At 36.7% G+C, this 6,743-nt stretch carries 8 protein-coding genes; all 8 read right to left on the reverse strand.

Annotation, left to right across the window (positions count from 1 at the left end; genetic code table 11):
* Positions 1 to 140: 140 nt before the first annotated feature.
* Positions 141 to 623, reverse strand: a complete 483-nt coding sequence (locus ACFILW_RS08465) for a hypothetical protein (RefSeq protein ID WP_375624095.1) — start codon at positions 621 to 623, stop codon at positions 141 to 143.
* Between the two features lie 14 nt (positions 624 to 637).
* On the reverse strand, positions 638 to 2,422 hold the full coding sequence (locus ACFILW_RS08470; protein ID WP_375685543.1) for an MFS transporter: 1,785 nt from the start codon (positions 2,420 to 2,422) through the stop codon (positions 638 to 640).
* Positions 2,423 to 2,707: 285 nt separating this feature from the next.
* Complete coding sequence (locus ACFILW_RS08475) at positions 2,708 to 3,019, reverse strand: DUF6990 domain-containing protein (RefSeq protein ID WP_375685544.1); 312 nt, start codon at positions 3,017 to 3,019, stop codon at positions 2,708 to 2,710.
* Positions 3,020 to 3,118: 99 nt separating this feature from the next.
* Positions 3,119 to 3,688, reverse strand: coding sequence for an SMI1/KNR4 family protein (locus tag ACFILW_RS08480; RefSeq protein WP_375685545.1), 570 nt, complete (start codon positions 3,686 to 3,688; stop codon positions 3,119 to 3,121).
* A gap of 52 nt (positions 3,689 to 3,740) precedes the next feature.
* Positions 3,741 to 4,310 (reverse strand): SMI1/KNR4 family protein, encoded by a 570-nt coding sequence (locus ACFILW_RS08485; protein WP_375685546.1) that lies wholly within the window; start codon positions 4,308 to 4,310, stop codon positions 3,741 to 3,743.
* Between the two features lie 52 nt (positions 4,311 to 4,362).
* On the reverse strand, positions 4,363 to 4,932 hold the full coding sequence (locus ACFILW_RS08490) for an SMI1/KNR4 family protein (RefSeq protein ID WP_375685547.1): 570 nt from the start codon (positions 4,930 to 4,932) through the stop codon (positions 4,363 to 4,365).
* A gap of 52 nt (positions 4,933 to 4,984) precedes the next feature.
* Positions 4,985 to 5,560 (reverse strand): SMI1/KNR4 family protein, encoded by a 576-nt coding sequence (locus ACFILW_RS08495; RefSeq protein ID WP_375685548.1) that lies wholly within the window; start codon positions 5,558 to 5,560, stop codon positions 4,985 to 4,987.
* Between the two features lie 64 nt (positions 5,561 to 5,624).
* Positions 5,625 to 6,743: HNH/ENDO VII family nuclease (locus ACFILW_RS08500; RefSeq protein ID WP_375685549.1), on the reverse strand; the 1,119-nt coding region annotated here is incomplete at its 5' end.

The following is a 6,743-nucleotide window of genomic DNA, read 5'->3' on the forward strand; positions in this document are numbered from 1 at the left end:
CTTTAACAAAAACCCAATAAAAACGTGTTGCTAAAAGATTCCCTAGCCTCCTTACGGTTTCAGCCTTATCAAAGGAAAGCATATTCATATAATCTTCTTTGCTATTTAAATGCTCTGGATAATCTATCATCTAACCCTCCTCACAAATCACGGGAATGGCTACAACCACGCGCACATAATTGTTCATTACCTCTAGAAGAAGATACCGTGGAGCGTGCAAAACATCCGCTATCTACACCATGACTCCACCCTCCTCCTCCTGATAACCATCTCATTTCTAACCTAGCCTGCCCCCTATTCGTTATTTGCATAGGAAACGTTCCTGCTAAAAACTGCCAAACATAACCGCAACCATCTTCACAACCGATATGCGAAATCATCCGTATATTTGCCGTATTCTTATAACCTCCAGAATGTTTTGGTGAAGGTGCTTTTTTGCCTTGAATCCCACCACCTTCATTGCTTCCATACATCGCAGAGGTAAATTCTGTATTATTGAGCAAAGCCTTCTTAACACGTAGCATATCGGATATGTGATCTGTTTGTAGACGGTTCGTCGTAATAGGAACATATACATTCCATCGAATACGGACAATGATTGCAGCCCGCACTGCAATTTTCATTATAAATTACAATATTATCGCCCATGAAATTCCTTATTCAAGTTCATATAATCCAATACTAATTGTTTCATGAAAATATTTGGGTATAGACAAAAATCAGAAATTTTTTTAGCCACAAACGCTTTTATCATTGGTAAAGATTCATCCTTTGATATAGACAGCAAATGAGAAATATAGTCTATCCGTTCTTCTAAATTGAGAGATAATCTTGGACTGGTGAAAAATGTTAAGATATCCAATTCCGGACTGGCTTCTTGACATAAATCCCAATCCACTACCATAAAAGAACTATCAGGAGTAACAATGATATTATCAGGCTGTAAATCTCCATGTGATAAGGTTATATTCTTGCTTAATCGATCTTGAAAGATCTTATTGATTTGATCAATAATCGCCTTTTGATGTAGCAAATCCATTTGGCTCAATACAGTACCTCGGATAAACTCCCATTCGACTACTTCATCGCAAAGTGTTATCAAATTTGGTGCAGGATAGAGACTTTGTCGAAAAGAACCATCCTTGATGTTTTCATTAATGCACGATGCTTCCGGATAAATTTGCCCATAGCAAAACTCTTGATGCTTGCGTTTCAAGAAATGTTGTTTTGACGATTGTGCATTTTCAGGCTGTAACCAAATGATTTCTTGTTTTCTGACAAAAATAATTAAAGCAGACACCCCAAAAATCACAGCCATAACCACTGCCAACCACAAATTAGCTTGCCAGAATGTTGAAAAAACATGACCGTATAAAAAACTGAATGCAAAGGATACAACAGCTGTAATAATGGCTGTAAATGATAAAACAGTCGCGATAGCTTTGGGATCAATCAGTGAATTTATAAGAAGAGACGACAGATAAGATCGATAAGCAGATTTAAAAACACATAGCAGTAAAAATCCTAATATAAGAGCCGCAATGATTTGAAATGACATGAGAAAAAAAGCAATGGTTACCATACAACCAATCATTAAGATGGGAAAAATAGGATTTTGAAACTTTGAAAAATACTTCTGAAACAATATATTGGAACTTGCTGAAAAAAAATTCCCAATGATAAAAATAATCGAAACCAAAATAGCAGGTTGAAATGGCAAAAAATCAGAAAATGCGATAGAAACAGTTCGATTATTAACCAAAATAGCAAAAGCTGAAACTGCACTTAAAAAAATAAGCGTGAAGCGATAAGGGTTTTTGACTTCTTTACGGCTGGCGCACATAACTGTGAAAATACTCGGATGAGCGTTGATATGAAAACTATCTAATCCCTTCGTCAGTTTTGAAAACATAAAAATAGCAAAAATTAATGAAAGGACTTGAAAAATTACAGGCAATGCAGGATGCACATAATAAAGTATTCCCCCTAAAAAAATAAGTACCGTTGTCACACTATAGGTAACAGCAGCCACTTCTGACTTAACGGAAAACAGTGTGCGATGCTTTGGTACTACAGAAAAGAGTAAACTATCTTCCGCACCTGAGAAACAAGCAGCTGCTAATGTAATACACAACAAATAAGTGGCGTAAGCAAAATATGCATAATTCATAAAAAGAGCTAAAAAACCGCAAAGAAAGAAAAATAGCCCAGTATAAATAACGCGCTTACTTCCATAAACATCTGATAATAAACCCAAGGGGACTTCTAAGATCAAAGGAAGCAATAAAAAATAACTACCGATTAAAATAATATCCGCTTGCGACAAATGCAATTTTTCTGACAAAAAAAGAGGTAAAACAGCAACCACTAGAGCTGTAGACTTGCTAACACTATAAATCTTAAATTGGTTAACCTTATCCACAAAATACCTTCCCACGACATCCGCTACATGCGCCAGATTCTTTCAAAGATTTTAAAACGCTTTGAGCTGACCAATCTATTGCCTCATAATTTTGTAGATTCACAAAAGCTTCTGAATAAAAGCAATTTTTAAAATCTCCATTATAGTCCAATACCAAGGATGAAAATGGAAATAAACACATTAACGGCGACGAAACGTACGTAGAATTTTCGCCTAAGTAATGATTAATACAATTTACAAAATTTTGTGACGTCCATGAGATTTTCCTTTCTTGGAACTTTTTATCTATATAAATCTGGAGGGGGATTCTTTCCTTGATAATTCATCTCTCAAATGAAAAAGTGAGGCGTTTGGCGGAAGAGTTTTGTTTCTTAAAGCCTTAGATTGATCCTTTTCCCAAGCAAGGCAATAGGAAGCAGTAGTGAGTTTAGCCGATAACCGAAACTCTTTGCCGCTCTCTCCATAATTTTTTATATCATAGCCTATGCCCACAATGTAGTCAGGAAGATGATAATGCGCAAAAGTATCCCCCACGTTATCACGATAAGGCTCCCAGCCCAGTCTTTTTAAAATCTCTGTGACATCTTTGGTTTGCATCATCATTCCCCCAGCATGCTCTGTAATTCTTTTACATAAAAATTACTTGTGTAATACTTAGGCTCTCTAGAAAGGCTATATATTTCATCACTATCAATTTCACCTCTTCCATAGTTTTTTCCAAAAACTCTTGTAAAAAGGGATAGGTTGCGGAGTGGGAGTGTTCTCAGTCTTTTCAATCGGTTGGTCACCATCAGGTATCTCAACTCCCGTATGTACTTTAATTCTTTTGCAAAGGAATTCATAAAAATTACTGGCGTAATATTCGCAATTATCCAATGGATACATAACATAGATTGGACATTCTCCATCCCGAAACTGCGTATAATCAAAATAAAAAATTTCATCAAAATCAGCGTAACACACGACTAGCTGTTCTGATGTTGCAAAACCATCTCTTCTATCATTTAAGTTTTGGAAAACAATATCACCACCAGGGATATCTGCTCCACACTCCTTATAAAGGCTAAAGATTTCTTCACCACCAATTTCTCCTCCTACATATTTTTTTAAAAAGCTCTTATAAGAAGATGTGAATTGCAAATCGAGAGCTTTCTCCGCCTTTTCAATCCGTAGATCATCAGCCGCATTTTCTTCAGTACGAAAATTGATAATATCATTATATTTATCAACTAATTCTACAACATCATCTAAGGTATAGGTTTTCATGGATGAACCTCAAAACATGCGTGATAAACGCTCCATATTTCCTCTATCAATTTCACCTCTTCCATAGTTTTTTCCAAAAGCTCTTGTAAAAAGGGATAGGTTGCGGAGTGGGAGTGTGCTCAATCTTTTCAATTGGTTGATCACCTTCAAGTATCTCTTCTCCCGCGTGTACTTTAATTCTTTTGCAAAGGAATTCATAAAAATTACTGGCGTAATATTCAGAATCGCCCAATGGAAACCTGACATAGAGTGGGCATTCACCATCTCGAAACTGCGTATAATCAAAGTAAAAGGTTTCATCAAAATCAGCTTCACACACGATAAGCTGTTCTGCTGTCACAAAACCACGTTTTCTATCATTTAAGTTCTGAAAAACAATATCACCAGCAGGAATACCCATAGGATTATCATAAAGACTATAGATTTCTTCACCACCAATGTCCCCGCCTTTACAATGTTCTAAAAAACTCTTGTAAGACGATGTAAATTGTAAACCGAGAGCTTTCTCCGCCTTTTCAATCACGAAATCACCAACTGCATCATCTTCAGTACCAAAATTGATAATATCACCATTATATTTATCAACTAATTCTAAAACATCATCTAAGGTATAGGTTTTCATAAATGAACCTCAAAACGTGCGTGATAAACGCTCCATATTTCCTCTATCAATTTCACCTCTTCCATAGTTTTTTCCAAAAACTCTTGTAAAAAGGGATAGGTTGCGGAGTGGGAGTGTTCTCAGTCTTTTCAATCGGTTGGTCACCATCAGGTATCTCAACTCCCGTATGTACTTTAATTCTTTTGCAAAGGAATTCATAAAAATTACTGGCGTAATATTCGCAATTATCCAATGGATACATAACATAGATTGGACATTCTCCATCCCGAAACTGCGTATAATCAAAATAAAAAATTTCATCAAAATCAGCGTAACACACGACAAGCTGTTCTGATGTTGCAAAACCACGTTTTCTAGCATTTAAGTTTTGGAAAACAATATCACCACCAGGGATATCTACTCCACACTCCTTATAAAGGCTAAAGATTTCTTCACCACCAATTTCTCCTCCTCCGTAATTTTTTAAAAAACTCTTGTAGGAAGTTGTAAACTGCAAACCGAGAGTTTTCTCTGCTTTTTCAATTAGTACATCATCAACTCCATCATCAGCAGTACCAAAATTGATACGATCGCTATACTTATCAACTAATTCTATGACATCCGCTAAGGTATAGGTTTTCATAGATGATCCTCAAAACGTGCGTGATAAACGCTCCATATTTCCTCTATCAATTTCACCTCTTCCATAGTTTTTTCCAAAAGCTCTTGTAAAAAGGTATAGGTTGCGGAGTGGGAGTGTTCTCAATCTTTTCAATTGGTTGGTCTCCATCAGGTATCTCAACTCCCACGATTTCTTTAATTCTTTTACAAAGGAATTCATAAAAATTGCTAGCGTAATATTCGCAATCTTCAGATGGAAGCATGACATAGAGTGGGCATTCACCATCCCTAAACTGTGTATAATCAAAGTAAAAGGTTTCACCAAAATCTGTTCTGCTAACGGCAAGCTGTTCTGGTGTCACAAAACCATGTTTTCTATAATAATTTAAGTTTTGTAAAACAATGTCATCAAAAGGAATATCTTCTCCACACTCTTTATAAAGGCTATAGATTTCATAACCAGCAATGTCTCCCCCTTTATAATGTTTTAAAAAAGCTTTATAGGAAGATGTGAATTGCAAACCAAGAATTTCCTCAGCTTTTTCAATCACGAGATCATCAACCTCCTTATCTTTGCTAGCAAAATTAACAATATCACCTTCATATTTATCAACTAATTGTATAACATCATCTAAGGTATAGCTTTTCATCAATTATTCTCCATCAATTATTCTATAAATCTCTGTTTTTTCTCTTTTCATCAACCGTAGATCACTACTGCCGGTGCTCCTGTCCCCATCTGTCAAAATTTAGACCTATGATACCCCATTTCATATCAATTATTCCTCCTAAACTACTGTTTTTTTGTTCTCCATGCCCATTGCCGTATTCTTTCCAATATTCCTCTCTCTGCTTCTCAAACTTTTTTCTCTCTATAAGCGATTGATGTGTTTTTGGATTAGCATGAATAACAGAAGTATATTTTTTATGAAATTCATGGCTAATTTCTGCTAGGGGGCCATCAGGCGTTTGCTTTAGGTGATGCAACTCAACAGGCTTACCATCAAACCCCATAGGTGCTCTTCCTGTTTTTGTCCTTTCAACATTGGTGCCCCATACCGTTTTTCCTTTTTCTTCCCAATCAGAAATTCTGTTAGGATCAAACAGGTCGTCTCTCTGATAGGCTTTGTTAGTCTGTCCAAATTTGCTATCGGTAAATTTAGTGGGTTTCTTTTTTAACCAAAGCTTTTTTTCTTTAGCAGCAAGTTTGGTCAGTTCTTTCCTCGCCGCAAATTTGTCAGGATCTCCTTGAGCTGCAAGTTCTGCAAGATTTTTCTTGGAAGCGAATTGGGCAAAATCTTTCCTAGCAATGAACTTGATCACAGCCTTGTTGCCAAGATTTATAGCTCCCTTGGCTGCTCCAGCTCCTCCAGCAAAGTTTTCTAATACTCCGGCTGATAATCTTCCACTTTCAAAACCAGCATTAAAAGCTCCGTCAACCCCCGCTTTTTCAAGATTCTCTTTTACGTAATCTATATCCCCTATAAACGCATCCTCAACACCTCCCCAGAATTGACCAGTACCTTCCCAGGCATCATCAATCACATGTCCACTCACGACCCAAGACGCTCCTGTTTCAATGTCTTTAACAGCCCTTTTCGCGCCCCCCCATGGATTGCTAGCAAATATCATTATTTGTAACATCATGTTCTTCACAGCGCCATCAGCTAACTCGTATAGCTTGATTGGTATATCGGCAATGAGACCAGTCATAATTCCTGTCGAAAAAGTTCTATCTTGTTGTTCATCAATCTCGAACCATTTTTCGTTAACATCTCTTCGACACTGATCATCAGGGCACTCTTCTAACTCTTTCTTCATCTGAGCGCGTTG

Source organism: Bartonella sp. TT110JLCBS, assembly GCF_042193405.1.
GTDB lineage: Bacteria > Pseudomonadota > Alphaproteobacteria > Rhizobiales > Rhizobiaceae > Bartonella.

Bases quoted from the DNA above. Each gene is read 5' to 3' on its own strand.
- ACFILW_RS08465 (WP_375624095.1), bottom strand. From the start codon at position 623: ATGAAAATTGCAGTGCGGGCTGCAATCATTGTCCGTATTCGATGGAAT.
- ACFILW_RS08475 (WP_375685544.1), bottom strand. From the start codon at position 3,019: ATGCAAACCAAAGATGTCACAGAGATTTTAAAAAGACTGGGCTGGGAG.
- ACFILW_RS08480 (WP_375685545.1), bottom strand. From the start codon at position 3,688: ATGAAAACCTATACCTTAGATGATGTTGTAGAATTAGTTGATAAATAT.
- ACFILW_RS08485 (WP_375685546.1), bottom strand. From the start codon at position 4,310: ATGAAAACCTATACCTTAGATGATGTTTTAGAATTAGTTGATAAATAT.
- ACFILW_RS08490 (WP_375685547.1), bottom strand. From the start codon at position 4,932: ATGAAAACCTATACCTTAGCGGATGTCATAGAATTAGTTGATAAGTAT.
- ACFILW_RS08495 (WP_375685548.1), bottom strand. From the start codon at position 5,560: ATGAAAAGCTATACCTTAGATGATGTTATACAATTAGTTGATAAATAT.